The following is a 25,060-nucleotide window of genomic DNA, read 5'->3' on the forward strand; positions in this document are numbered from 1 at the left end:
CCTTAAACAGATGATTCATTCTTCGTTGCTTGAAGAGAGGCACTTTTTCTCGCCTTTCTCCCTTTTAACCAATGAACAAGTAAACGAATGGCTGCAAGCATAGCATGTCCAATACGAAAATAAGCTATACATGTAAACTGAGTCTGCGATACGTTGTGCTGAAAGGCCGGAATGACTTCATATACTGGTTTATGTTTAAAGTTGAGATGCTCCTGCATAAAGGCAAGCAGCGCTCCTTTAACTGACCACACACCGCCAGCTGCTACACCTGTTAAAGCGGCGTCATGAAAGCCGATCCATGTCGACCAGTGAAATGAGACAACCCTTATGTGAATGAAGAACTTGCGCATGATCCGATTTAAATCGACAATCTCTTTTGTGATGCGCTCCATTTGATGAAGGATTTGCTTCATATCACGTTTTCCTACTTTTTTATGCATCGATTCTTTTTCGTGATCAGGGGTTTTGGCGCTTTCCATTTTCTTTTCACGAATATCAATCGTTTGGTCTTCTGGATTGACCCTCACCATCGGAATCTCTTTTTTGAGTCTGACCAATCCATATAAGGTGATGACCTTCAGTGCAATATGGTCATTGTCGTTTGTATGCGAATAGTCCAGCGAAATGGTTACTTTCATGAAAATCAACAAGATCACAAGAAACAACAACGCTGCGATCCAAACGTAAAGCACTGTGCTCACTTCCTCCATAACAAATGATGCTTCCCCTACGATTATGGCTCTCATTCTGGATTTTATACCCAATCAACAAAAAAAGAGTTTGACCAGTACGCGGCCAAACTCCTCTGATTATACGTTTGATTCTGTTTTTTCATATAAATGTTCATGGACGACCACAGTATCAGCAAAGTAATCATGAACCCCTTGCTTTTTCGGCGAGAACCCAACGATTGCATAGAGAACAAAGATCGTATTAATGTAACGTCCCACAATCTCTCTAAAGAAAATAACATCCCATGCCAGCTTCTTCTCAGGCTGAAGTGAGACCACTTTAATCCCAAACACCATCTTGCCGAGTGTTTGTTGAAAGATTTTCGTCATGATGGCGAAATAAAGGAGGAATACAATCGTCGTTGTGACGGAAAATGGAGAAAACCATCCCCCTCCTTTGGACCAACCAAACAGACTAAAGATTGGAGAAACCGTCAAATGGTTGACACCCCAGACGACGAGCCAATCAAGAATAAACGCCCAAAATCTAATCCAAAAACCTGCAAACGCCTGTGCTTCAATTGAAGCGCGCTTCACAAAGGCCGGCTTCGATTCTTCCTCTTGGCTGCGGCTTTCGCTTACTTCATCGAATGTAGAATCCATCTATGATCCCTCCTTTATTTTGAATAGAGATACATCGGTTTAGACCCATTTGAGCCAGCCAGTGTTTCTTTTAAATTCAGAAAATCAATTTCGCTTTTAAAGAGCTTGCTTGCACTCATGTTGAAGAGAGAGTTCCAGCCAAAGCTTTGAGAATAGCTGACCACTGTTGCTCCTTTTAAGCCTTTTTCATTTTTCTTCATCGCTTTTAATGCATCTTCATAATACCCAAGCTCATCGACTAATCCGTTCGATTTTGCCTGTGTCCCGTCATATACTCGGCCGTCAGCAATTTTCTTGACTTCCTTTTTTGACATGCCTCGTCCTTCAGAGATCACTTTGACAAATCCTTCGTAAGAGTTATCGACCATGCTTTGCATGATGTTGCGCTCATCTTTTGTCATATCACGGTTAGGAGACATGATGTCTTTGAACTTCCCGCTCTTAATCGTTTCATACTTAATGCCCAAATTATCTGCCAGCTTTGAATAATTCAAGCTTTGCATAATAACACCTAGCGATCCTGTTAATGTTTCAGGTGAAGCAAAGATTTTCTTCGCTGGAGTTGACACGTAGTAGCCGCCAGAAGCTGCCATTGAGCCCATAGATACGTAAATCGGCTTCTTTGCTTTTTTCACTTCTTCTAATTTTTTATGTATTTCAGCACTTTCATAGACACCGCCGCCAGGAGAGTTAACGCGCAGCAGTACGCCTTTTACCGAAGCATCCTCTTTCGCTTTATCTAGTTCCTTGAGGAATGCACGATGATCATACCCTTCTCCGCCTAATAGGCTCGAGGCACCTCCATTATCTTGAATCGTTCCATTAATCTCAAGAACAGCAATCTTGCCTGCACCGCTGCCATTCTCTAGTACCTTCTCTTCTATTTCATCCCCGAATTGATAGCTCATTTTATTGTCATTGAAGCTATCGAACAAGGCCATCGTGACACTGATTACAATTGAAAATCCGAAAACACCAAGTGCAATAATTAGCGCTACCCATCTTTTCGCATTCATCTTTTTCTCCTCCTTTTGATCTCACTTCATTCATACGAATGCCCACATGAAATGTTTCACAGGAATTGTGGTTTTTTTACATTTCATGTAGGCATATGATAGCACCTCTCTTAAATAACGATCAACTTTACATCGTCTACGTAGACAAGCGCATGACGAAAAATTGGCTTTTTTATCCTCTCTCTGCACCTAATAGGCTAGATCTTCACCGCAACGAAACACCTAAACCATTCTTTCATGAGAAAACGGCTATTCAATTATGCTCAGGATCCAGCCATTTTGAATCACTCACATCGACTCATTTCTCATCATGCAAATCTGATCATTAGATGTTCTCTCTAATGTTTTTACTTTCATATGAAAAAAGTGTAAAATGTGAGCAAGGGTTTTCATGTAAGCCCTTTATCATTGGAAATTATTTTTGACAGCAAAGGGGAGAACGTCAATGACAGACAATCGACGCAATGTATTTTTCTTTTACAAAAAAGATCATGAATTGGATGGACACATTTCTTCTCTCGAGAAGCTCGCTACCGATCAAGGCTTTCACGTCGTCAAGCGTGCAGAGGATGCCCATATTATTGCTTCAATTGGTGGGGATGGCACATTTCTTCAAGCAGTCCGCAAAACGAACTTCCGGGATGACTGCTTGTATGTAGGGGTATCAAAATCAGAGAATACGCACCTATACTGTGATTTCTCGTTAGAGCATTTTGATAAAATGATTGATGCCATGAACACTGAACAGCTTGAAGTGAGAAAATATCCGATCATCGATGTAAGCGTTGACAGTACAAATCAGTTCCATTGCTTAAATGAACTGTCGATCCGCTCCAGCATTATTAAAACATTTGTGATCGATGTGTATATAGATGATTTCCACTTTGAAACTTTTAGAGGCGACGGCATGATTATTTCCACTCCGACTGGCTCAACGGCTTACAATAAATCCGTGAGCGGCGCAGTGGTTGATCCGATGCTTCCATGTATGCAAGTCACAGAGCTTGCATCGCTGAATAACAACTCGTATCGTACATTAGGTGCTCCTTTCATCTTAAGCAGTGACCGTAAGCTGACGCTGAAGGTGGTGCAGGATGGAAACGATCATCCAATTATCGGGCTTGATAACGAAGCGCTCGGCACAAAGCACGTCAAACAAATTGACATTGGCCTTTCAGGAAAAGTGATTAAAACGGTGAAATTAAAAGACAACTCTTACTGGGAAAAAGTAAAACGCAGATTCCTTTAATCTTTCAGATTATTGAGGGTTTAAAGCTCCTTTATGGGGCTTTTTTTTATGTCTTTTCATTCACGGTCATGGTTATGGTATGATGTCACAAGTATGAATGTACGAAAAGGAGAACACGATGACATTACAACATTTTGATCAATATCCACTAAGTGATGAATTGAAACAAGCGTTAGAAGCGCTTCACTTCCATACACCTACACCCGTTCAGCACGAGACATTATCTGTTGCTTTTTCAAAGCAGGATTTAATTGTCAAATCTCAGACTGGCAGCGGCAAGACTGCTGCATATGGTCTGCCGATTTGTGAAATGGTTGATTGGGCTGAAAATAAGCCTCAAGCCCTTATCCTTGTTCCGACACGAGAACTCGCCATGCAGGTCAAACAAGACCTCACAAGCCTTGGACGATTCAAACGAATCAAAGCCGCAGCCATTTTTGGAAAAGCCTCTTTTCAAGCGCAGAAAGTAGAGCTTTCACAGAAAAATCATATTGTGTGCGGGACACCAGGCCGCATTTTGGATCACCTTGAGAAAGGCACCCTTTCTTTAGAAAATCTCAAATTTTTCGTGTTAGATGAAGCGGATGAAATGCTGAACATGGGATTTATCGATCAGGTTTCTTCTATTATTCAGTATCTGCCGCCAAAGCGCATGTCGATGCTATTTTCAGCGACAATGTCTGAAGATATGAAGAAATTGAGCGAACAATTTTTACAATCACCGAAAATCATTGAGATCGCACGTGAAGAAACGTCTGTACAGCAAATCACCCATACCGTAATTGAAACAGAAGAGGAATCGAAATTCTCCCTTCTTCAGCGGACGATCGTCATTGAAAATCCAGATAGCTGCATTATTTTCTGTAATACACAGGAACGGGTGAATGAACTCACGATGAAGCTGGATGAATGGGATGTGCCCTGTGACAAAATTCATGGCGGCATGAGACAGGAAGACCGCTTTGATGTGATGGATGAATTTAAAAAAGGTGAATTCCGTTATCTGATCGCAACAGATATAGCAGCCCGGGGAATTGATGTCAGTGATATGACACATGTCATTCATTATGATCTTCCTTATGAAAAAGAGCGCTATATTCACCGAACTGGTAGAACAGGCAGAGCGGGAAAAAGCGGAAAAACGATTGCGTTTATGACAAAGAATGCTAAGCCGCTTATTGATGAATTAAAGCAGGATGCCGGCATAGATTTTCAAACTCAGCCTTATCCAACGAAGGAAGAAGCAGAAAAGCATGTAGAAAGCTTTGAAGAAAAGATTGAAACGCCTGTTCAAAAGGAAAATAAACAGGCAGGCGTTGAGAAGGATATTATGAAGCTTTATTTTAACGGCGGAAAGAAAAAGAAGCTGCGAGCTGTTGATTTCGTTGGGACTATTGCCAAAATAGAAGGCGTTGCATTCGATGACATTGGGATTATTACGATTCAAGACACGAAAACATATGTAGATATTTTAAACGGCAAAGGTCCTCTTGTGCTGAATGCCATGCGCCACACAACCATTAAAGGCAAGCAGTTAAAAGTACATGAAGCACGTTCATAAAAAGTAAAGGCCCAGCGCCTTTACTTTTTTATTGATGACGTAATAATCGCACAAACGTTGATCCCATCAGCCTTTTTGATGACAAACATGACAAATGTCATATTGAATACATGATGGGTGCTACTATGAGCATGACACCTTTCCTTCTATACTTTGAAGTAGAAAGAAACGGAAAGGACTTGAACGTTCATGACGACTTCAACAAACACAAAGCAGCAAGCTACTTTAAGAAAACAAGTGGGTCAATTCTCTGGTGCTGATTCGAAAAAAAGTATCATTCAACTCTTTAATACATTCATTCCATTTTTAGGGCTTTGGTTTCTTGCCTATTATAGCCTGAATATCTCCTACCTTTTAACCCTCTTCTTTGCGGTTATTGCAGCTGGGTTTTTAGTACGTGTCTTTATTATTTTTCACGACTGCTGCCACCAATCCTTTTTTAAACAGAAGCCGCTAAATCACCTGTTCGGTTTTTTAACGGGCGTACTCACCCTTTTCCCTTATCTTCAATGGCAACGAGATCATTCAATTCACCATGCCACAAGCAGTAATTTAGACAAACGAGGTACTGGCGACATTTGGCTCCTAACAGTCAAAGAATATCAAGAAGCATCAGCATGGACGAAATTTCGCTACAGATTTTATCGTAACCCGTTTGTGATGTTTATTTTAGGACCGATCTTTGTCTTTCTCTTAAAAAACCGTTTCAACGTCAAAAATGCTCGTAAAAAAGAGCGTTGGAACACGTATTTCACAAACGTGAGCATCATTGCGTTAGCAGCCGTAACATGTCTTCTTTTTGGCTGGCAGGAATTCCTGCTTGTTCAAGGTCCGATCTTCCTAATCTCAGGATCTATCGGTGTATGGTTGTTTTATGTACAGCATACGTTTGAGGACTCTTACTTTGAAGCAGATGAACATTGGAACTATGTGCAGGCAGCTGTAGAAGGCAGTTCTTTTTACAAATTGCCAAAGCTTCTTCAATGGTTAACAGGTAATATCGGTTACCATCATGTTCATCATTTAAGCCCAAGAGTACCGAATTATCATTTAGAGCATGCTCATGAGCAAAGTGAACCGTTGCAAAATGTCCCAACTATTACATTGAAAACAAGTATTGAATCCATGAAATTTAGATTGTGGGATGAAGAAACGAAAGCATTTGTTACCTTCAAAGAGGCAAGGCAATCTAAGAAGATGAACGTCCCTGTTATCAAAGGAGACATTCTGAAGAAAAATGCATAATTGGTTCAAGCTCTTTCTTACACTAGAAGGAGCTTGTTATCATTTACAGGATGCAGCCGCATGTTGAATTTGATAAAGTAAGGAAAAAGAATGAAAAAGGTGGCACACGGATGAAAAAACAGTTTAAGATTCAAAAATTGCATGGGATTTCCCCTTATATATGGGCCATTTTTTTCATCCTGCCTTTCTATTTTATCTTTAAGACACCTTCGACTTTAGGCATTGTGATCGGCATTATTTTGAACGTCGTCTTTTTCGCTGTGTATCGTTTTGCCTTTGTCGCAAAAGGCTGGTCTTTATATGTCTTCGGTCTTTTATTGATCGGTATTTCAACTGGTTATGTGATGCTCTACAGCTATATTTATTTCGCTTTTTGCATCGCCTATTTTAACGGACATATCAAACGAAAAGTCCCCTTTTATATCTTGTACTATATCCATCTGGCGAGCGCCGCCGTGGCAGTGAACTTTAGTTTGATCTTAAAAAAGGGCTGGTTTCTCACACAAATTCCTTTTGTCGTCATTACCCTGATTAGTGCCATCCTTCTTCCCCTAAGCATTCGAAGCAGGAAGGAACGTGAACGGCTTGAGGAGAAATTAGAATATGCCAATGAACGGATTGCTGATCTTGTGAAACTTGAAGAAAGGCAGCGCATTGCTCGCGACCTGCATGACACCCTTGGACAAAAGCTTTCTTTGATCGGTTTAAAAAGTGATCTTGCCCGTAAACTCGTGTATAAAGACCCTGAACAGGCTCGTGCCGAACTCAAAAGCGTCCAGCAGACTGCCAGAACGTCTCTCAATGAGGTGCGAAAGATTGTTTCCTCTATGAAAGGCATTCGAATTAAAGATGAAATGTCGAACATCGAGCAAATTCTCGAAGCAGCCGGAATTGAATTGGTCTATGATGAAAAGGAAGCACCGAAACATATCTCACTTCTGAACGAAAACATTGTGAGTATGTGCATCAAAGAGGCGGTGACGAATGTCGTCAAACATAGTGGCGCGACGGTTTGTAAAATCACCATTCACCAAAAATCAAAGGAAGCGATCATCACCGTTGAGGATGACGGAACATTTAAAGGCGACTATCCATCCTCTCAAACGAAAGGACACGGCCTTTTAGGAATAAGAGAAAGATTGGAATTTGCAAATGGCCGCCTGCGTATTGAGACAAAGGACGGGACAAAGCTCATTATGATCATTCCAAATGATTCAGCAGCAAAAGAAAAGGAGGGGATGAAATGATCAACATCTTTATCGCAGAAGATCAGCAAATGCTGCTTGGTGCACTCGGTTCACTTCTTGATTTAGAAGACGATATGACGGTTGTTGGAAAGGGTACTAATGGTCAAGATGCCATCGATTTTGCCAAAACACACGCTGTTGATATTTGCTTAATGGATATTGAAATGCCAGGAAAATCCGGACTGGATGCAGCGGAAGAGCTCAAAGGATCAGATGTGAAAATCATCATTTTGACAACCTTTGCCCGCTCTGGTTATTTCCAAAGAGCGTTAAAAGCTGGCGTCAGCGGCTATATGCTGAAAGACAGCCCCAGCGAGGAACTCGCAAGTGCGATTCGCAGTGTGATGAAAGGGAAAAAGGTGTATGCCCCTGAATTAATGGAAGACTTATATAGTGATGAAAATCCTTTAACGGAGCGAGAGAAATCGGTCCTCGAACTCGTCGCAGACGGTAAAAACACAAAAGAAATTGCAAAAGAACTCAGTATTAAAAGCGGCACTGTTCGTAACTACATTTCCATTATATTAGATAAGCTCGAAGTGAAAAACCGCATCGAGGCCATTACCCGCTCAAAAGAAAAAGGCTGGTTTAAATAAGAAAAAAGATCAGGACACACGCTGCCTTGATCTTTTTTTTTGATAAAAAATCTCTTCTTTATTTTTTATCACCAGCTATCAAAATGTCATTGACAACAGCCCACAGTCCTATGATATGATATCCAAGTGATAATAATTATCATTATCACTAATTCAACCAAATATACGGCTATGTGCCGATTTCAAAGGAGTCTACATTCATGAAGAAAATATTGTTCCCTCTGATGCTCATCTTTGTACTTGCATTGAGCGCATGTGGCAATAGCAGCAGCTCTTCCTCAAATAAAGGAAATCAATCAACATCATCAGACAAAATTACATATCAATCTGAAAATGGCCCTGTGAAGCTACCAGCGCATCCAAAACGTGTTGTTGTTCTAGGTTCTTACGCAGGTAGTGTCATGTCACTTGGTGTGAACATCGTTGGCGTTGACTCTTGGTCAAAAAAGAATCCGCGCTTCCAAAAAGAATTAAAAAATGTGGAAGAAGTATCGGATGCTAATGTAGAGAAAATTATGAAGCTAAAGCCTGATGTCATCATTGGCTTAAGCAATACTAAAAATGTAGAAAAACTCAAAAAAATCGCACCAACCGTTTTGTTTACGTATAACAAAGTCGATTACCTTCAGCAGCACATTGAAATTGGAAAAGTATTAAACAAAGAAAAAGAAGCCAAAGCTTGGGTAAAAGATTTCAAAAAACGTGCAGATGAAGCTGGAAAAGAAATCAAAGCAAAAATCGGTAAAGATGCAACAGTTTCTGTCTTTGAAAGTGGCACAAAAGAGCTCTACGTCTTTGGAGATGCATGGGGCCGCGGAACAGAAATCCTCTACCAGGAAATGAAACTGAAAATGCCTGAGAAAGTGAAAGAAAAAGCATTAAAAGCCGGCTACTATGCAGTTTCACAGGAGGTCATTCCTGAATTTGCTGGAGATTATATGATCATTAGTAAAAACAGCGAAATGGACAATTCCTATCAAAACAGTAAAATTTACAAGTCCATCCCAGCTGTCAAAAAACATCGTGTGTATGAGGCCAATGCAGAAGAATTCTATTTTAATGACCCGATCACACTTGAATACCAACTCTCATTCTTTAAAAAGCACTTTTTAGGTAAATAAGCTGAAGCAAGGGATCTCTTCCCTTGCTTTTTTCTTGTCTACTTCTAGCGGCATGGTCCTTTTTCCGCTACAATGACAACAAGCGAATACAAAAAGTGTGGTGCTGATTTTGTTTAAGATTTTACTAATTGAAGATGATACAACCCTCTTCCAAGAAATCAAAGAACGTCTAGTCAACTGGTCCTATGATGTTTATGGGATTCAAGATTTTCATCAGGTGCTGCAGGAATTCACATCTGTCCAGCCTGATCTCGTCATTATTGATATACAGCTGCCAAAATACGATGGCTTTCACTGGTGCCGGATGATTCGGCATCATTCAAATGTTCCAATCATCTTCCTCTCCTCAAGAGACCACCCTGCTGATATGGTCATGTCGATGCAGCTCGGAGCCGATGATTTTGTGCAAAAGCCCTTCCACTTTGACGTGCTCATTGCCAAAATTAATGCTGTTCTTCGCCGCGTGCATGATTATAATGCAGAACCGGCCAGCCTAAAGGTGTGGTGCGGCGCTGCCATTGACCTAGAAAAAAACACCGTAACAAATGATCACGGTGAGGTTGAATTAACAAAAAATGAGTTATTTATTCTCAAGGAATTGATTCAGCATAAAAATCATATCGTCAGCCGGGAATCACTCATTCAAGCATTGTGGGAGGATGAACGATTTGTCAGTGACAATACACTGACTGTAAACGTCAACCGGCTCAGAAAAAAACTAGACGAGATCTCCCTTGGCGCCTTCATTGAGACAAAAGTGGGTCAAGGCTATCTTGCAAAAGAAAAGGATGATCAATGATGCTGCAGGCATTTCTAAAAGAACGAAGAAGCTGGATTCTTTTCTTTCTTAGTTTGCAGCTCCTCATTCTATTTGTTGCTTATTTGGATACGACAATTCCCATCGCTTCTCTTTTCTATATTGTGATATTGTCTATATTTCTCATGATTGTCTTTCTCTTTTTTCGATACCGAAAAGAAACAGCTTATTATGAGAGGTTGAAAGAATGGGATGATGACATTGAACATCAAATGCGGCTAACCCCCTCTTCCCCATTTGAACAGCTCATCCATGATGCGACGTCAGAGCAAATTGCACGCTACCGGCGAATGGCAGCAGAGCAGAAAATCGCTCTCGAAGAAGAAAAAGATGAATTGCTCTCTTGGATACATGAGGTCAAAACCCCCCTTACAGCGATGCGCTTAATGATTGACCGCTTAACAGATCAGCAGCTGAAATTCAATATGACATACGAGTGGCTCAGAATACATTTATTACTTGATGCCCAGCTGCACCAAAGCAGAGTACGTCATATCGAAAATGATTTATTCATTGAAAAGCTGGACCTGCAAAGCATCATCGCAAAGGAAATCAAAGCGCTCCAATCATGGTGCATGCAAAAAGGAATCGGCTTTGAGCTGGCGCTGGAGGAACGGACCGTATTAAGTGATATAAAATGGTTATCCTTTATGATCAGACAGGTACTCACAAATGCAGTCAAATACAGCCATTCATCTGATATTGTCATTGAAAGCAAGCAAATAAATGACCAAGTCATGCTGACGATCACAGATCAAGGCAGAGGAATTGATTCAAGAGACATCTCTCGTATTTTTGAAAAAGGCTTTACCTCGACAAGACATCACAATGACACCGCCTCAACAGGAATGGGGCTCTATTTAACGAAAAAAGGAGCAGACGCTCTTCATATCACGATCGAGGTCAGCTCCACGATAGATCAAGGTACAACCTTCACCTTCACCTTTCCGAAAAAGAATGATTTTGTTCATATTGCGAGCATGTAAAAAGCAATCGCAATCTCTTCGCGGCTGTCAAAACTTGCGCGAAGAGATTGAGGTGGCTTACTTAGGAAATACTTCCCGCTTCTTTGCGAAAAACATTTCCCATCTGTCTCCGTCTATAAATACTTAAGATCAGCCCAACAGCCATCATTTCTAGGAGAATATGTGAACCTCCATAGCTCATGAAAGGTATAGACACTCCAGATAATGGCAACAAGCCAAAGTTTGTGAAAATGCTTAACAGATATTTTGCTGCAAACACAGCCGCTAAACCTGTCATGACCATTTTGCCATAAGCCATTTTCACTCGTTTTGCTGTACGAAATACTCTGTGAATAAAGATGACAAACAACAGGAGCGCAATGAGCCCTGCCAACCAGCCAAATGAATAAATGATATATGTAAACATCCAATCCGTGTGAACCTCAGACATGGCATAAGGTGTGATCTGAAGCCCGTTTGAGCTGAATTCATGAACTTTGAAAAAGGAACGGTGTCTATCTGCTTGAAAAAGAGAAAACACTTCAAACATTAGATATAACACGCCTGTTGCCGTCAGCAGAATGATTTGCTTATAACTTGCGCTAGACACATACATCACGGTTAAGCACATGACCAGACAGATAACGGTCGCAGGAAGAAAACCAATCGTACTGATTAAAATAATCGGTAAAGCCATCATCCCTACTCCAAGCCAAGTTTTGTACGCATTTTCCCAATTCCAATTGTGAAAGATCCCTGCTAAAGAAATAGCTAGAAGAAAAGGCATAATCTCAGTCAAATTTATTGATACATCACGTATTCTTAAAAAAAGAATACCGTTCACTCTTGACCCGAACATCATCGAAAAAATCAGCATTCCGAGTGTCCCAATGTATAAATACCAAGAGTATTTCAATAAGCGCCGATAATCGAAGGAAAACAAACCAAACATAAGCGCTAAACCTACCAGATAAAAGGCAAGGCTTTTATAAAAAATGTTCATGTTTTGAAGATTTGTAAAATCTGAATGAAACTGTAAAAAGTACATCACAAGCAGCCCGCAAGAACAAGCGGCTAGCACTAGAAGAATCATCTTAAAATCAATTTGGACTTTATGTGTTTCGTGAAGCTGCGTTCCGAGAATTTCCGCATCACCAATTTGGTCCAACGCTTGCTCTACCGCCTCTTCTTCAGACATCCCATCATTCATTGCTTCCTCTTTTAGCGTGTATAGATGATCCATCAGCTCAAGCTTTATATTCGAATGAACATCTTTATTTTTAATTCGTTTACATACACTTTTGACATACTTCTCGAACTTTTTATCTAATCCCATGCGATTTTCTCTCCGTTCAAAACGCCATCAACTGCTTGTTTGAATACGTTCCATTCTTCTTTCTTTTCCTGTATCAATGCTTTCCCTTGTTCATTTATTTTGTAATACTTTCTTTTCCGGTTGCCATTCCCTTCGTCCCAATAAGAGATAATGAACTCTTTCCCCTCCAAATTGTGCAAAATAGGATAGATTGTTCCTTCTTTAAAGCTGAAAATCCCTTCCGATTTCGTCTCTAATTCTTTAATCATTTCATATCCATACATCGGTCTTTCATTTAATAAGCTTAAAATAAGGGTAGCTGTACTTCCCTTTAGAAGCTCTTTACTCACTTTCATTCTTAGTTACCTCCAATACATAGATTTACTATGCATTTATTTAATATGCATATCATACATGAATAAAATGGCCATGTAAAGCTTCAAAACAGCATCCTGACATGAAAAATCTGAGAAGATTGATACATAAGAGTGAAAAACAGATAAAATAAATGGGGAAAGAAAACTCACCCTAATAAGAAACTGGTTTACATACAATTTGTTTAAAAAACAAGCATGTGACAACAATGTCACATGCTCGTCTGTTTTGTTCGCCAAATCGAAGGACGTCTGGCAGGCTTCTTTTTATACTAGAGTTATCAATTAAAAGAAAAAGGGGTTCAGCAAATGAACATTTTAGAAGCTCGCAAAATTTATAAAAGCTATGGAAATAAATTCAACAAACAAGAGGTGCTGAGTGGTATTGATTTAACCATTGAAGCCGGGGAATTTGTCAGTATCATGGGGCCATCAGGCTCGGGGAAAACAACCCTTCTGAACGTATTGTCGTCTATCGATCATGTGTCCAGCGGATCCATTCGTATTGCAGATGCTGAGATGACGCAAATGAAGGATCAGCAGCTTGCGGAATTTAGAAAAAAGCAGCTTGGCTTTGTTTTTCAAGATTATAATTTACTTGATACACTCACAGTCAAAGAAAACATCCTTTTGCCTTTATCCATCTCCAAAACGCCAAAAAAAGAAGCTTTTGAACGTTTTCAACAGCTTGCAGAAGACATGGGGATTTATGAACTAAGAGACAAATACCCGAACGAACTCTCTGGCGGACAAAAGCAGCGGACATCGGCGGTTCGTGCCTTCATTCATGAACCAAGTCTTATTTTCGCTGATGAACCTACAGGGGCACTTGATTCCAAATCGGCATCTGACCTGCTCAACAAACTGCAAGATTTCAATCGCAAACGAAAAGCGACCATTGTGATGGTGACACATGATCCTGTCGCAGCCAGCTATTCAAGCCGCGTCATTTTTATCAAGGATGGACAGATTTATACACAGTTGAATAAAGGCGCTTTAGAAAGAAAAATGTTTTTCGAGGATATTATGAAAACGCAAGGTGTCTTAGGCGGTGTGAAGCATGAACATTAATCAGCTCATCTTTCGTAACCTGAAGAAAAATTTGAAGAATTACTATTTATATGTGTTTGCTCTCGTGTTTAGTGTGGCGCTCTATTTTTCCTTTGTCACCTTGCAATACTCACCAGCACTTGATGATGTAAAAGGCTCCATTAAAGGCGGTGCTTCGATTAAAGCCGCTTCGGTTCTGCTTATAGCCATCGTCGGTATTTTCCTGCTATATGCGAATAGCATTTTTATTAAGCGCAGAGGAAAAGAAATAGGTCTCCTGCAGCTCATTGGTATGACGAAACAAAAAATTTCCAGACTGCTCAATGCAGAGAACTTTATTCTATACGTGACAGCCATGACTATCGGCATCATTGCAGGCTTTATCGGTTCAAAGCTGATGCTGATGGTGTTATTTAAAGTGACTGGTGTTAATGCCATCGCCAATCTGCATTTTTCGGGCATGGCCCTTCTGCAAACACTCATTGTCTTTTTTATTATCTATGGATTGATTATGCTGAGAAATAGACGTTTTATTAATAAACAAACGATTTTATCTTTGTTTAGAACAACGTCTTCGACAGAACAGCGTGTGAAAAAGATCTCTGTGTTTGAAATCATCATTGGAGTGTTCGGTATTGTCTTGATCAGCTCAGGCTATTATATTTCTTCTAAGCTTTTTACCGGCTCATATACGTCCATGTTTGAGTTACTTTTAGCCATGATTTATATTCTAGCCTCTGTTATCATCGGTACCTTTCTTTTTTACAAAGGCTCTGTTTCTTTCATTGCCAATATTGTACGTAAAAGAAAAAATGGCTATCTCGCCATTCATGAAGTATTATCTCTGTCATCCATTATGTTCCGGCTAAAATCAAATGCACTGCTTTTAACGATTATTACAACCGTATCTGCACTTGCCATCGGTTTGCTGGCTCTTAGCTACATTTCCTATTACTCAGCAGAAAAAACCGCTGAGCAGATGATTCCAGCTCATTTCGCCATGGGCTCAGAAAAAGAAGCAGCAACCTTCACTCGTGCACTTTCTGACAAACATATTGCTTATGATCAAAAGCAGTTCAAAGTGATTCAAGCGAAATTTGATGCGAAAAAAATAGTGGATTCAGAGGTGAAAAATATGAAGAATGATCCAGGCGTATTGACACTGCCTGTGATCAGTGAGAAAAATGCACCAAATTTTCATGTGGAGAACAACGAAGTTATTTTAAGCGGCTACAGTGATCTATTAAAGAAAATCATGCCGATTCAAAGCTCAGGCGATGTGAAGCTTCTCATTAAGAAACCGCTTGATTTGAAAGTCATAGATATGAAGAAAGATTATCTCATTTCTTACAACTTCACTTTTGGCGGTCTACCTGTTGCCGTCGTGAGTCAAGATGTTTTTGAGCAGCTCGATCAACAAAAAGATCCAAAGCTACAGCTTGAAAATAGCCAATATATCTCAGTCAATATAAAAGATGATAAAAATCTTGAACAAGCAAATAGCGTGTTTACATCTTTAAAACTAAGTGACAACAGCATGTCTCAATTAGCTTCAGCTCAGCAGCAAAAACAAACAATAGGACTGATGATGTTTGTGGTCGGGTTTTTAGGCCTTAGCTTCCTTGTCACATCTGGCTGTATTTTATACTTTAAACAAATGAATGAAAGTGAAGAGGAACAAAGCTCCTATACGATCTTGCGTAAGCTTGGTTTTACTGAGAAGGACCTATTAAAAGGCATCCGGCTTAAACAGCTGTTTAACTTTGGGATTCCGCTCATCGTCGGATTGCTGCACAGCTACTTTGCTGTACAATCAGGCTGGTTTTTATTCGGCGGAGAATTGTGGACTCCAATGCTCATCGTTATGTCGATTTACACTGTCCTCTATTCTATCTTCGGATTCCTATCTGTCCAATATTATAAAAAGGTCATTAAGGATTCCTTGTAATCAATTCCCCATAGGCAACGCCTATGGGGTTATTTTATTTATGAAGGTGTTGATTCAAACTTGTGTGATAAAATATGGTCTCTTGCCTCATAAGCTTTTCGTTTGACCTCTTCTAGGTTCACACCGACTAGCTTTCCGTTTTGTTTCACTGCTTTTCCAGCAACATAAACAGAATCAACATTTGAAGGATGTGCCGTTTGGACAACCGCTCCAGCCGGATCTGTCATCGGAAGAAGATTCATGCTTGTCCGATCGATCAAAATAAAATCCGCTTCTTTCCCAGGTGTAAGCGACCCAATTTTATGATCAAGCTGTAATGCACGAGCGCCATTGATCGTCGCAGCCTCAAGCATTTGATGAGCTGACAGCCCAAGTTCAGGTCCCGGCATGATCCCATCCATTAACAACGATTGATTTTGGATCGCGCGCTCTGCCTGAAGCCCGAATTTCATTTGAGCAAACAAATCTCCACCTGTCGCTGTCACTACGTCTACACCGAGCGTTGGAAGAACACCTTGTTCAATCGCAAGTCCTGTGACAGGATAACCGTGACCCATCATCATTTCAATTTCAGGGGTAATGGAGATGGAGCTTCCGCTGTCTGCCAGCATCTTCATTTGATCCGCATCGATTGCGTTAATATGCACCATGTTCAAATCAGGTCCGAGCAGCCCTGCTTTGTGAAGCCGCTCAATCGATCGATCCTCCGCTCCCCAATTTCCAAAGCCGATGTGCATACTACATAGAGCATCTAGAGACCGAGCTGTTTCAATTTCAAATACCGACGTCTCCCATGAAGAAAACTCTGGACCACGAATCGCAAGTCCCATTGTTAAAAGCTGATCTGATGATTGAAAATGCGCTTTTTTCACACGTGCTGCGTCCTCCATATTGGTGAGCGTACTCTCTCTATCCCAATATTCAGCATCTCCAGAGGAACCAAAAGCAAAAACAGCTCGTATACCCGCATCTTTTAATCCTCCAATGAGCTCTTCTGTATGATCCATTGAATTGATCATCGTCCAATCTAAAAACGTGGTCACACCTGCATCTAAAGCCTCTAATGCCCCTAAATAATTGGCGATTCGATCGTCGGATGGGCGTCTCATTGCTCCATAGTTGCCATAATAGATTTTGCTTAAATATGTCTGCAAAGACCAATCTGTCCCTATGCCCCGGATGACAGACTGCCACACATGCCGATGTGTATCTACAAGACCTGGCATAATGACCATATCAGATGCATCAACAATGTCTGCATCACTTACTTCAATTGAAGGTCCAACTTCTAAAATGTGTTTCCCTTCAATTAATAAATCTCCCTTTTCAAGAAAACCTAAAGATGGATCAAGTGTTAAGAGTGCTGCATCTTTAAACAATGTTTTCTTCATCCATATCCCCCTTTTCAAATGACGAGGATAAGTGACCCCGCCTCAATGTCATTTTAAAACAGAACAGGATCAAATTAGAAGAAAAGTGGCTTATCAAAATATATTAAGAGCTGATGTTTCTGAAATAGTTGTATGTGCGTTTTAATTTGATGTCATGCTTCCCTTTTGGACTTTCCATCATCCCAAACTCAAAGAACTTCACAGGTTTGATTCCGACATATTGCAAGAGAGCTCGTTTCATTAACATCTTGTGCGCATTTTGTAAAAAGAACAAAGGGTAGTTGGTTGGTCCTTGCATTGTCGATACACAAACGGCACTTTTCCCTTTTAATAATCCTTCTGGCAGCAGACCGCCTGTTTGACGATAAGCGAAATTCGCAGCAAACATGCGGTCAATAAAGCCAAGCAGCATAGCTGGCGGCCGCCCCCACCAAATGGGATAAACGAACACGATTTTATCCGCCCACATGATCTTATCCTGATACTCGCGAATGTCAGGATCTTTATGCATATCACGTCTCTTTTTCTCTTCATTAAAAACAAGTACAGGATCAAATTTTTCTTGATATAAATCGATGATTTTCACTTCTTGAACGATTGGATTTTCTTCGCTGCCTCTAACAATTTCTTTAAAAAAAGCACCATTTAAACTATTGTGATGAGGGTGAGTATAAATAATGAGTACATTCATCTTTTTCTCCTTTAGTTATCATTTGATAATAAAAGGATATACCCCAATCGATTAGTTGTCAAATGATAATTGTTTTTTGATAATAAATTTGATATGTTACATAGGAGGTGATCATCATGCAACATCCACATTTCTTCAAGGAATTCGTCGCATTTGCTTCTACTTTTTCAGAGCTAAAACATGATCTGATGAGCAAAGTCAAACCACCAGAATTAACAGCCTTACAATATTTAATTTTAGAGCAGCTAGCGGTCAGCGAACCGCTTACCCCTAGTGACATCGCAGACTGTCAGCATATGTCTCTTCCAAATGTCAGCAGAGAACTGAAAAAACTGCACGAAAAACAATTCATTGATAGAGAAGAAGACCGTGTTGACAAACGAAAGCATATCATTATGCTTTCTGACAAAGGCCGTACCTGTATGAACGAGGCCTTTCAGCATATCGAAAGGATGCTAATAGACAGCCTATCTTCCTCAGATATAGAACAAATGGATGATATCGTACAAGCTCTCCGTCTATTAAATCAAACGATTTTTAAAAAATGACCCAATGAAAAAAGCATGAGCGCTACGCTCATGCTAAGGATTTTGTATCTTATTAATGAAGGGATGCTAAAAGATACGTTATGAAACCAACAATCGGAATGATCGGGATCATTAATTTCAATGTTGTATTCGTATTCTTATATAAATTCCATAGCAATACTGGTATACCAAATGTTAACGTATCTAAAACAGCAAGAACTACTCCTTTACGCTGTTCTTTATGAGCCATTTTAAAAACCCCCCTATTCACCAAACTTTTTTCACACAATAACCGGCCAATCCCGCTGATATACCTCCATTAATCACTGCGCATGCAATACAGCTAGCAGGTCCAGTAAAACAAATATAATAACACGCTCCTAGAACCATTGAACGTAACGGAAGAGATTCATTAGGGCCGCTTTTCTTTTTTAAGCAGTCCCAAAACTTGTTCCAATTAAAACTCGTTTGAATTTCCGAATCATCTATTTGAACAATTTTTCTATTTAATTCCATCATATCTTGCTTTACACCATTTTCACCATAGGTAAAAGATCCTTTTAAAAACTCCCCTTTTTGGTTGATATGAAACTTATTTTTCAATTTTCCATTTTGAAAAAAATATGAGTGCAAATTCCCTTTCCCATCGTATTCTGCAAGTTGAATATAGTGAGCTTTTATTTGACTCAGTGAAACTGAAATGAAGGAAACATTGTTAAGCAGCTGATTATCTGACTTCTTCTTTTTCAGATAAAAATAAACAACATCTGTTTTAGCAGCGTGTATATGAACCGCCGCACTTTCTCCATTTAATAGATAACCTTTCTTTTGGGCTAATTCTTTTGCCTGTAAAAATTGAGAGCTTTTTTTTGCTTTTTTTATGAGTTTTTCTGCTGTTTTATCATTTTGTATCTTTTCAAAAGGCTCGTCCTCTTTTATGGTAACAGCGTTACCTACAGGATATTGTCCGAATAAAAGTGATATGAACAAAAACATACAAAACATTTTTCTTATCATCATCATACAGACTCCTTTAGTAAAGTTAGTAAAAATCATAACCTTTTAAAGGAAAAAATGTAATAGACTGTTTTTCCAATAAAATCCACTATTGATAATGTAGCATATAACCTATTCTTTATCATTTCCTCTAGGCAATTGAATCTGATCTTCCTCCCTGAATCATGATGACACTGGCTGAAAAGTCTTACCGATACACAAAAAAAGCGCTGGATCATTACGTCCAAACGCTTCTTTGTTTTATTCTCTATGTACCCTTATACAATCAATTGATATGCAATATATAACGCAACCAGCCAGATCATGACCGCGGAAGCTTTATTGATACGGTTCATCCATTTGCCGTTTGTATCTAACTTCCCTAACATCTTCCCTAAAAGGGCGAGACCAATAAACCATAACCAGGACACGATGATACAGGCAAGTGTGAATGCCAGCTTTTCTGCGCCGCTATATTGCAGCGAATTTGTCCCAATGACACCAATCGTATCGAGAATCGCGTGGGGATTTAAAAGAGAAACGGAACAAGCAAATACAATTTGTTTTCTTGCAGGCATTAATTTCTGCTTCTCTTGATCACCTGATGATGAGCTTGTGTTCCATACGGACCATCCCATATAAACTAAAAAACAAAAACCAATGATATAAAGACCAATTTGCAGTACTGGAATGGTAAACACCACAACAGAAACACCTATGACAGCTAAAGCAATTAAAAGTGTGTCACAAAGAGAAGCTGTGATGACGACAGGCATTGCTCGATATAATCGAGGCTGCAGCGCTCCTTGTTGAAATACAAATACATTTTGTGCGCCCAAAGGTAAAATGAGACCAAAGGCAAGTACAATTCCATGAATGATCGCAATCGACATCTACTAACATTCTCCTTTTTCAGAAATTCCTACATATTTTAACATAAAGCACCTTGCCTGCTTTCAACAAATTTCATTTTCCGTACAAAAAAAGCGCTGGATGCTTCCATCCAAACGCTTCTCATTTTTTCATTATTTACTTTTTCGTGCAAGCTCTCTTTCTCTCAGCTCTACACGGCGAATTTTCGCTGACGGTGTTTTTGGCAGTTCGTCAATGAATTCGATTTCTCTTGGGTATTTGTATGGTGCTGTTGTGTTTTTCACATGTGTTTGCAACTCTTTGATCAGTTCATCACTTTGCGCCACTCCATCACGAAGGACGACGTATGCTTTCACGATTGATCCTCTGATTTCATCTGGGCTCGCCACAACTGCACATTCCTTCACTGCTGAATGCTTGATCAGCGCATCTTCTACTTCAAACGGTCCAATCGTATAGCCTGAGCTGACAATGATGTCATCTCTGCGGCTTTCAAACCAGAAGTACCCATCTTCGTCTTTTTTCGCGCGGTCACCCGTAATGAAGTAATTTCCTCGGCGCTGCGCCTTTGTACGCTCTTCATCTTTGTAATATTCCTTAAATAGAGCCGGTGTTTCGAGATGGACCGCAATGTCACCAATTTCTCCAGGTGCGCAGACGTTTCCATCCTCATCAATGATATCTACTTCGTTGCCAGGGGTTGGTTTTCCCATACTTCCTGGCTTGATATCCATTCCTTTTAGCACCCCTACAAGCAGTGTGCTTTCAGTTTGGCCATAGCCGTCTCGTACTTCTATATCGAAATGCTTTTTGAATGTATCAATGACTTCACGGTTCAATGGCTCTCCCGCAGAAACAGCACTATGCAGCTTCGGCAGCGCGTACTGACTCAAATCATCTACTTTTGCCATAAAGCGATATTCTGTCGGTGTACAGCATAAGACATTGATTTCATTTTTTTGAAGCAGCTCTAAGTATGTATTTGGATTGAATTTCCCTCCATACACAAAGCCTTCTGCTCCACTTCCTAACACAGATAAGAGGGGGCTCCACACCCATTTTTGCCAGCCTGGTCCTGCTGTCGCCCATACTTTATCTCCTTCATTAATGGAGAGCCATGCTTTGGCAGCTGTGCGTAAATGTGCATACGCCCATCCGTGTGTATGAACAACCCCTTTTGGGTTCCCTGTTGTACCTGATGTATAGGATAAAAACGCCATGTCTGTGCGTTTTGTATCTGCCAATTCAAGTTCGTTTGATTGCTCTTCCTTTTGCGCTAGAATGTTTGTCCAGCCATGATCGTTTTCACCGATTGAGAATGTTTTAAAATCGTTCGGCTTTTTAGTTCCGTCGAACGATTGAATGAATGAAGAGTAAACGATCGCTCCCTTTGCTTCTGCGTGTTCAATTCGGTAATCTAAATCTTTCGCACGCAGCATTTCAGAACAAGGAATCACGACCATTCCTGTTTTCAAAATCGCTAAATAAATGCTGTATGCCTCGAGCATGCGCGGCACCATCACAATGATTTTATCGCCTTTTTTGAAGCCTGCATTTAATAAAACATGTCCAATTTTATTTGCCTCTTCTACTAATGCTGCATATGTTACATGCGCTTCGTGCCCATTACCGTCCTGCCAATGCAGGGCCATTTTCTCCTTGTCATGACTGAACGCTTCAATCTCACTGACTAAGTTATATTGTTCTGGTGCAATTAAGTCTTCTCTTTTCATGGTACAGCTCCTTTTAGCCTCTTTCTTATGAAACGAAACATGTTTCAATTTACCTATTCTAACACTCATAACTGAAAAATGCTTGAATTAGGACCTACTCCTAGTATTATGCCATAATTTTTTAAATCCGTCTTCTTTTTTAAAAATATTCTAACTATTTATATGTACAAAAAGAAAAGAGCGGGAATCATCCCGCTCATAAGCCATAGCTTTTAAATTGTGTGTCTTAGAAAGATCCGCCACCCATATGTTGTTGAGCGTAAGATACAAGACGCTTAGTGATTTCTCCACCAACTGATCCGTTAGCGCGAGATGTAGTTTCTGCACCAAGGTTTACACCAAATTCAGAAGCGATTTCGTACTTCATTTGGTCGATAGCTTGTGCAGCGCCTGGTACTAGTAATTGGTTAGAACTGCTTTGTCTGTTTTGTTGAGCCATGTGTTCTCACCTCCTTGTGAATATAGAATGTGTAGAAACACATGACTTCATGCGATTGATTTTATGGTAATTATTATGAAATTTTCGTTTTAGAATAAATCAGCGAATTCATCTGCCGTTTTCTTTTCATTTGTCACAATAATCGTTTCAATTTGCTCTACTGCCTCGTCCAGCATCGGCTCGAAATCAGCAAAGCTTTCGTAGCGTTCTACCTTCTCAAGCTTTGGTTTTGTTTTAGGGGACGGCGGCGTAAAGATCGTACAGCAATCCTCGAAAGGCTGAATGCTTGTATCGTATGTGCCAATTCTTCTTGCTTCATCAATAATGTCATTTTTATCGACAGCTATGAGCGGGCGGATGATTGGTGTATTAGTCACATGATTAATGGCATACATGCTTTCAAGTGTCTGACTTGCCACTTGCCCAAGGCTTTCACCAGTAATAATCGCAAGGGCATCACGCTTTTCTCTTATTTTGTCAGCTATTTTCAGCATCATTCTTCTTGTTGATGTCATCGTATAGTTTTCAGGTACTTGTTTGTGGATCAGCTCTTGAATTTTTGTAAAAGGTACGATATGAAGCTTCACTTCGCCTCCATATGCTGCTAGGCATTCTGCAAGATCAATCACCTTTTGTTTCGCACGTTCACTTGTATACGGAGGGCTAAAGAAATGCACAGCTTCAATTTGAATTCCGCGTTTCATTGCTTGATAGCCGGCAACTGGGCTGTCAAAGCCGCCTGAAAGCATGAGCATCGCTCTTCCGCTAGAACCAACCGGCAGGCCGCCTGCACCTTTGACATCTTTAAATGTAATGTACGTGGCTTGCTCTCTGATTTCGATGCGTAAATGCACATCTGGCTGTTTCACATTGACTGTTAAGTTTTCCGTATTTCTTAGAACATGTCCGCCAATTTCGCGATTCATTTCATTTGAATCAAGTTCAAATTGTTTATAAGAACGTTTCGTTGACACTTTAAATGTATTCCCTTGTTCATACACTTCCTGTACCGCTGTTAGTGCCGCATCTTTAATCGCATCTAGATTTGTCTCACATTTAACCGCAAGACTAAAGCTCTGAATGCCAAATACACTTTTGAGCTGTTCTGAAATCGGTTCAGGGTCTTCTCCGTTCAGCATAATCGTGATACGGTCTCTATCAGAAGCATACTTCAATGCTTCAAAATCCTTTAAGACGAACCGAATGTGCTGTCTTAGTTTTTCAATGAATTTCTTTCTATTCTTCCCTTTTGTTGAGATCTCACCAAAACGGACTAAAATATGATCATATTTCATGCTGTTATCTCATTCCTTTTAATTTTTTCACACTTTGTGTGATCGATGTGATGATTTGCGATGCAAGCTCTGGTCCTTGTCCATACGTCAAGCTGATTCTCATACTGCTTTTGGCCACTTCCTCTGATTTTCCCATCGCCAGCAGTACACGGCTTGGCTCTTTTTTCTTGGCTGAGCAGGCAGAGGTTGTAGAAACATATATACCTTCTTTTTCAAGCATATGGAGGAGGACTTCAATTTGAATACCCGGCACTGAAAAATTCACAATGTGCGGCGCACTTTGCGCCCTCGGTGTGTTCATCACAATACCTTCTATGTCTCCAAGCTGTTTTTGCAGCTGCGTTTTTAAGTTCAGCATCTCATCGTGATGCTTGTCAAGCTGTTCATATGATTGTTTCATGGCTTTTGCCAAGCTGACAGCTCCAGCAGGGTTTTCAGTACCTGAACGAAGCCCTAATTCCTGCTCTCCGCCTGTAATGAAAGGGGCGAGAATGACATCTTTCTTTAAAAAGAGTGCGCCTGTGCCTTTTAAGCCATGAATTTTATGACCTGACATCGTCAAAAGATCTACATCCAGCTGTTTATTAAGTGCTACTTTGCACATTCCCTGCACCCCGTCGACATGAAAAAGCGCGTTTTCGGTATGCTCACGAATGATGCCAGCAGCTTCTTCAATCGGCTGGATGGCACCCGTTTCGTTATTGACGTGCATCATGCTGACAAGCACTGTATCAGGGCGAAGCACTTCTTTTAAATGCGTCATATCTGCATGGCCTTGCTCATTTACTTGAATATAGGAGATGTCAAAGCCAAATAACGCCTTTAGCTGTTCAAACGATTCAATGACAGAAGGATGCTCAATTGCTGTCGTCACAATGTGCTTGCCCCGATTCATTTTGGCAAGTGCTGCTCCTTTAATGGCAATGTTATTCGCTTCTGTAGCACCAGAAGTAAAAATAATCTCATATTGTTTTAAGCCCGTGTAGTGAAGCATTTGTTTTCTCGTTTCATTTAACAGCCGGCTTGCATCTATTCCGAGCTGATGAAGCGAAGATGGATTTCCAAAATAACGCTCACTCACTTGCTGATATACTTGTAAAACCTCAGGGTACGGTTTTGTGGTTGCACTATTATCAAGATACATCATTGCGAAACTCCTTATCCTCTTGCGTTTAACTAATATGATCTGAATTCCTTTTATTTCAATATAAAGCGGTATATTGACAACCTCATCAATTCACTATATCATGCATAGTGCCATTGTCATATTTTTTCCT

At 40.2% G+C, this 25,060-nt stretch carries 25 protein-coding genes; 11 read left to right on the top strand and 14 right to left on the bottom strand.

Translation table 11 applies throughout. From position 1 onward, the window contains the following. Positions 1–2: 2 nt before the first annotated feature. The 3 genes from ACN6NB_RS13260 to sppA form a co-directional block, all read right to left on the bottom strand. On the bottom strand, positions 3–710 hold the full coding sequence (locus ACN6NB_RS13260; RefSeq protein ID WP_039180600.1) for a DUF2953 domain-containing protein: 708 nt from the start codon (positions 708–710) through the stop codon (positions 3–5). A gap of 99 nt (positions 711–809) precedes the next feature. Next, complete coding sequence (locus ACN6NB_RS13265) at positions 810–1,334, bottom strand: RDD family protein (protein WP_041086612.1); 525 nt, start codon at positions 1,332–1,334, stop codon at positions 810–812. A 14-nt stretch (positions 1,335–1,348) separates the two neighbouring features. After that, complete coding sequence (gene sppA / locus ACN6NB_RS13270) at positions 1,349–2,350, bottom strand: signal peptide peptidase SppA (protein WP_059374781.1); 1,002 nt, start codon at positions 2,348–2,350, stop codon at positions 1,349–1,351. A 445-nt stretch (positions 2,351–2,795) separates the two neighbouring features. On the opposite strand from sppA, the gene ACN6NB_RS13275 reads away from it, so the two are divergent. The 8 genes from ACN6NB_RS13275 to ACN6NB_RS13310 all read left to right on the top strand — a co-directional run bounded on the left by ACN6NB_RS13275 (position 2,796) and on the right by ACN6NB_RS13310 (position 11,172). Then, positions 2,796–3,599: an NAD kinase gene (locus ACN6NB_RS13275; RefSeq protein ID WP_024424814.1), complete on the top strand. Its 804-nt coding sequence runs from the start codon at positions 2,796–2,798 to the stop codon at positions 3,597–3,599. Positions 3,600–3,717: 118 nt separating this feature from the next. Continuing rightward, the gene (locus ACN6NB_RS13280; RefSeq protein ID WP_151284583.1) at positions 3,718–5,160 is read left to right on the top strand and encodes a DEAD/DEAH box helicase; all 1,443 of its coding nucleotides are present in this window, start codon (positions 3,718–3,720) and stop codon (positions 5,158–5,160) included. A 189-nt stretch (positions 5,161–5,349) separates the two neighbouring features. After that, complete coding sequence (desA, locus tag ACN6NB_RS13285; RefSeq protein WP_144491321.1) at positions 5,350–6,405, top strand: Delta(5) desaturase DesA; 1,056 nt, start codon at positions 5,350–5,352, stop codon at positions 6,403–6,405. 110 nt (positions 6,406–6,515) lie between these two features. Beyond that, the gene (locus ACN6NB_RS13290; RefSeq protein ID WP_039183258.1) at positions 6,516–7,652 is read left to right on the top strand and encodes a sensor histidine kinase; all 1,137 of its coding nucleotides are present in this window, start codon (positions 6,516–6,518) and stop codon (positions 7,650–7,652) included. Beyond that, positions 7,649–8,248, top strand: a complete 600-nt coding sequence (locus ACN6NB_RS13295) for a response regulator transcription factor (RefSeq protein WP_039180611.1) — start codon at positions 7,649–7,651, stop codon at positions 8,246–8,248. The genes ACN6NB_RS13290 and ACN6NB_RS13295 overlap by 4 nt, the downstream gene beginning before the upstream one ends. A 200-nt stretch (positions 8,249–8,448) precedes the next feature. Then, on the top strand, positions 8,449–9,369 hold the full coding sequence (locus ACN6NB_RS13300; RefSeq protein WP_039180614.1) for an iron-hydroxamate ABC transporter substrate-binding protein: 921 nt from the start codon (positions 8,449–8,451) through the stop codon (positions 9,367–9,369). A gap of 109 nt (positions 9,370–9,478) precedes the next feature. After that, positions 9,479–10,168, top strand: a complete 690-nt coding sequence (locus tag ACN6NB_RS13305) for a response regulator transcription factor (protein ID WP_047203767.1) — start codon at positions 9,479–9,481, stop codon at positions 10,166–10,168. Then, positions 10,168–11,172: a sensor histidine kinase gene (locus ACN6NB_RS13310; RefSeq protein WP_474253381.1), complete on the top strand. Its 1,005-nt coding sequence runs from the start codon at positions 10,168–10,170 to the stop codon at positions 11,170–11,172. The genes ACN6NB_RS13305 and ACN6NB_RS13310 overlap by 1 nt, the downstream gene beginning before the upstream one ends. A gap of 61 nt (positions 11,173–11,233) precedes the next feature. On the opposite strand, the gene ACN6NB_RS13315 is transcribed toward ACN6NB_RS13310, so the two are convergent. Both ACN6NB_RS13315 and ACN6NB_RS13320 read right to left on the bottom strand, forming a co-directional pair. Continuing rightward, positions 11,234–12,487, bottom strand: a complete 1,254-nt coding sequence (locus tag ACN6NB_RS13315; RefSeq protein WP_474253382.1) for an FtsW/RodA/SpoVE family cell cycle protein — start codon at positions 12,485–12,487, stop codon at positions 11,234–11,236. Continuing rightward, positions 12,478–12,822: a PadR family transcriptional regulator gene (locus tag ACN6NB_RS13320; protein ID WP_474253383.1), complete on the bottom strand. Its 345-nt coding sequence runs from the start codon at positions 12,820–12,822 to the stop codon at positions 12,478–12,480. Before ACN6NB_RS13320 ends, ACN6NB_RS13315 begins: the two co-directional genes overlap by 10 nt. Positions 12,823–13,149: 327 nt before the next feature. Here ACN6NB_RS13320 and ACN6NB_RS13325 point away from each other — a divergent pair, with 327 nt between their 5' ends. After that, the gene (locus tag ACN6NB_RS13325) at positions 13,150–13,911 is read left to right on the top strand and encodes an ABC transporter ATP-binding protein (RefSeq protein WP_024426158.1); all 762 of its coding nucleotides are present in this window, start codon (positions 13,150–13,152) and stop codon (positions 13,909–13,911) included. Then, positions 13,901–15,838: an ABC transporter permease gene (locus ACN6NB_RS13330; protein ID WP_064497823.1), complete on the top strand. Its 1,938-nt coding sequence runs from the start codon at positions 13,901–13,903 to the stop codon at positions 15,836–15,838. The genes ACN6NB_RS13325 and ACN6NB_RS13330 overlap by 11 nt, the downstream gene beginning before the upstream one ends. A 38-nt stretch (positions 15,839–15,876) precedes the next feature. Here ACN6NB_RS13330 and ACN6NB_RS13335 read toward each other — a convergent pair whose 3' ends face one another. Both ACN6NB_RS13335 and ACN6NB_RS13340 read right to left on the bottom strand, forming a co-directional pair. After that, positions 15,877–17,229: an amidohydrolase family protein gene (locus ACN6NB_RS13335; protein WP_059374790.1), complete on the bottom strand. Its 1,353-nt coding sequence runs from the start codon at positions 17,227–17,229 to the stop codon at positions 15,877–15,879. A gap of 103 nt (positions 17,230–17,332) precedes the next feature. Next, on the bottom strand, positions 17,333–17,920 hold the full coding sequence (locus tag ACN6NB_RS13340; protein ID WP_058838272.1) for an NAD(P)H-dependent oxidoreductase: 588 nt from the start codon (positions 17,918–17,920) through the stop codon (positions 17,333–17,335). A gap of 116 nt (positions 17,921–18,036) precedes the next feature. Here ACN6NB_RS13340 and ACN6NB_RS13345 point away from each other — a divergent pair, with 116 nt between their 5' ends. After that, positions 18,037–18,468 (top strand): MarR family winged helix-turn-helix transcriptional regulator, encoded by a 432-nt coding sequence (locus ACN6NB_RS13345; RefSeq protein WP_059374791.1) that lies wholly within the window; start codon positions 18,037–18,039, stop codon positions 18,466–18,468. Positions 18,469–18,520: 52 nt separating this feature from the next. Here ACN6NB_RS13345 and ACN6NB_RS13350 read toward each other — a convergent pair whose 3' ends face one another. The 7 genes from ACN6NB_RS13350 to ACN6NB_RS13380 form a co-directional block, all read right to left on the bottom strand. Beyond that, positions 18,521–18,697 (bottom strand): hypothetical protein, encoded by a 177-nt coding sequence (locus ACN6NB_RS13350; RefSeq protein ID WP_180272423.1) that lies wholly within the window; start codon positions 18,695–18,697, stop codon positions 18,521–18,523. Between the two features lie 17 nt (positions 18,698–18,714). Further along, positions 18,715–19,467, bottom strand: coding sequence for a hypothetical protein (locus tag ACN6NB_RS13355; RefSeq protein WP_474253384.1), 753 nt, complete (start codon positions 19,465–19,467; stop codon positions 18,715–18,717). A 254-nt stretch (positions 19,468–19,721) separates the two neighbouring features. Beyond that, positions 19,722–20,336 (bottom strand): LysE/ArgO family amino acid transporter, encoded by a 615-nt coding sequence (locus tag ACN6NB_RS13360; RefSeq protein WP_474253385.1) that lies wholly within the window; start codon positions 20,334–20,336, stop codon positions 19,722–19,724. A 132-nt stretch (positions 20,337–20,468) separates the two neighbouring features. Next, positions 20,469–22,049 carry an acyl-CoA synthetase MbcS gene (mbcS, locus tag ACN6NB_RS13365; protein ID WP_059374794.1) on the bottom strand — a complete coding sequence of 527 codons (1,581 nt, stop codon included), beginning with the start codon at positions 22,047–22,049 and terminating at the stop codon, positions 20,469–20,471. A 226-nt stretch (positions 22,050–22,275) separates the two neighbouring features. Continuing rightward, on the bottom strand, positions 22,276–22,488 hold the full coding sequence (locus ACN6NB_RS13370) for an alpha/beta-type small acid-soluble spore protein (RefSeq protein WP_024424829.1): 213 nt from the start codon (positions 22,486–22,488) through the stop codon (positions 22,276–22,278). Positions 22,489–22,577: 89 nt separating this feature from the next. Next, the gene (gene thiI / locus ACN6NB_RS13375; protein WP_039180639.1) at positions 22,578–23,783 is read right to left on the bottom strand and encodes a tRNA uracil 4-sulfurtransferase ThiI; all 1,206 of its coding nucleotides are present in this window, start codon (positions 23,781–23,783) and stop codon (positions 22,578–22,580) included. A gap of 4 nt (positions 23,784–23,787) precedes the next feature. Then, positions 23,788–24,930, bottom strand: coding sequence for a cysteine desulfurase family protein (locus tag ACN6NB_RS13380; protein ID WP_039180642.1), 1,143 nt, complete (start codon positions 24,928–24,930; stop codon positions 23,788–23,790). Positions 24,931–25,060: the final 130 nt, after the last annotated feature.

It is taken from the genome of Bacillus sp. 11B20 (genome assembly GCF_056098985.1).

Coding starts and splice junctions, on each gene's coding strand:
- ACN6NB_RS13340 (WP_058838272.1), bottom strand. CDS start 17,920: ATGAATGTACTCATTATTTATACTCACCCTCATCACAATAGTTTAAAT.
- ACN6NB_RS13330 (WP_064497823.1), top strand. CDS start 13,901: ATGAACATTAATCAGCTCATCTTTCGTAACCTGAAGAAAAATTTGAAG.
- ACN6NB_RS13350 (WP_180272423.1), bottom strand. CDS start 18,697: ATGGCTCATAAAGAACAGCGTAAAGGAGTAGTTCTTGCTGTTTTAGAT.
- ACN6NB_RS13380 (WP_039180642.1), bottom strand. CDS start 24,930: ATGATGTATCTTGATAATAGTGCAACCACAAAACCGTACCCTGAGGTT.
- ACN6NB_RS13295 (WP_039180611.1), top strand. CDS start 7,649: ATGATCAACATCTTTATCGCAGAAGATCAGCAAATGCTGCTTGGTGCA.
- mbcS (WP_059374794.1), bottom strand. CDS start 22,049: ATGAAAAGAGAAGACTTAATTGCACCAGAACAATATAACTTAGTCAGT.
- ACN6NB_RS13260 (WP_039180600.1), bottom strand. CDS start 710: ATGGAGGAAGTGAGCACAGTGCTTTACGTTTGGATCGCAGCGTTGTTG.
- ACN6NB_RS13265 (WP_041086612.1), bottom strand. CDS start 1,334: ATGGATTCTACATTCGATGAAGTAAGCGAAAGCCGCAGCCAAGAGGAA.
- ACN6NB_RS13275 (WP_024424814.1), top strand. CDS start 2,796: ATGACAGACAATCGACGCAATGTATTTTTCTTTTACAAAAAAGATCAT.
- ACN6NB_RS13335 (WP_059374790.1), bottom strand. CDS start 17,229: ATGAAGAAAACATTGTTTAAAGATGCAGCACTCTTAACACTTGATCCA.
- ACN6NB_RS13355 (WP_474253384.1), bottom strand. CDS start 19,467: ATGATGATAAGAAAAATGTTTTGTATGTTTTTGTTCATATCACTTTTA.
- thiI (WP_039180639.1), bottom strand. CDS start 23,783: ATGAAATATGATCATATTTTAGTCCGTTTTGGTGAGATCTCAACAAAA.
- ACN6NB_RS13300 (WP_039180614.1), top strand. CDS start 8,449: ATGAAGAAAATATTGTTCCCTCTGATGCTCATCTTTGTACTTGCATTG.
- ACN6NB_RS13290 (WP_039183258.1), top strand. CDS start 6,516: ATGAAAAAACAGTTTAAGATTCAAAAATTGCATGGGATTTCCCCTTAT.
- ACN6NB_RS13325 (WP_024426158.1), top strand. CDS start 13,150: ATGAACATTTTAGAAGCTCGCAAAATTTATAAAAGCTATGGAAATAAA.
- ACN6NB_RS13320 (WP_474253383.1), bottom strand. CDS start 12,822: ATGAAAGTGAGTAAAGAGCTTCTAAAGGGAAGTACAGCTACCCTTATT.
- ACN6NB_RS13310 (WP_474253381.1), top strand. CDS start 10,168: ATGCTGCAGGCATTTCTAAAAGAACGAAGAAGCTGGATTCTTTTCTTT.
- ACN6NB_RS13315 (WP_474253382.1), bottom strand. CDS start 12,487: ATGGGATTAGATAAAAAGTTCGAGAAGTATGTCAAAAGTGTATGTAAA.
- desA (WP_144491321.1), top strand. CDS start 5,350: ATGACGACTTCAACAAACACAAAGCAGCAAGCTACTTTAAGAAAACAA.
- ACN6NB_RS13370 (WP_024424829.1), bottom strand. CDS start 22,488: ATGGCTCAACAAAACAGACAAAGCAGTTCTAACCAATTACTAGTACCA.
- sppA (WP_059374781.1), bottom strand. CDS start 2,350: ATGAATGCGAAAAGATGGGTAGCGCTAATTATTGCACTTGGTGTTTTC.
- ACN6NB_RS13345 (WP_059374791.1), top strand. CDS start 18,037: ATGCAACATCCACATTTCTTCAAGGAATTCGTCGCATTTGCTTCTACT.
- ACN6NB_RS13280 (WP_151284583.1), top strand. CDS start 3,718: ATGACATTACAACATTTTGATCAATATCCACTAAGTGATGAATTGAAA.
- ACN6NB_RS13360 (WP_474253385.1), bottom strand. CDS start 20,336: ATGTCGATTGCGATCATTCATGGAATTGTACTTGCCTTTGGTCTCATT.